At 60.9% G+C, this 506-nt stretch carries 1 protein-coding gene; it reads right to left on the bottom strand.

From position 1 onward, the window contains the following. Positions 1-506 (bottom strand): immunoglobulin-like domain-containing protein (locus AC09SL_RS29520; protein ID WP_479572014.1); only part of this gene is annotated, 506 nt, incomplete at both ends.

Raw genomic sequence — 506 nt, forward strand, 5'->3', positions numbered from 1 at the left:
AGCGGTGTAAACCACGGTCCCACCTTCGGCCACCGTCGAAGTCGCTGTGAGCGAAACGGTGCTGGTGTCGATGGTGTCGGTGACGTCAGTCACCGCAGGCGTGGTGCTCGGAACCAGGTTTTCGAAGTTGCCGCCAGTGGCGTTATCGATGCTGACTTCAACTTTGCCAGCGTCTTTATAGACGTCGTCTGTTGGCGCATCGACGGTCACGGTGCCGGTGGTGGCGCCTGCTGCGATGTTGATGACGGCGCCGTTGCTCAGGGTCACGGTCACTGGCGAGCCAGCGGCGTTGGTCAGGGTAGCGGTGTAAACGATGGAACCGCCTTCAGCGACAGTGTCGGTTGCCGAGAGCGTCAGGCCAGTGGTGTCCTGCACATCGGTAACGGTGGTGTCCGCTGGAGTGGCGTCGATGTCCAGTTTTTCGTAATTGCCGCCCTGGGCGTCGTCGATTTTGACGCTCAGGTTATCGCCGCCAGCGAGGGCGTCGTTTGGCGTGACGAAGTTCA

This window comes from Pseudomonas sp. PF05 (genome assembly GCF_056521845.1).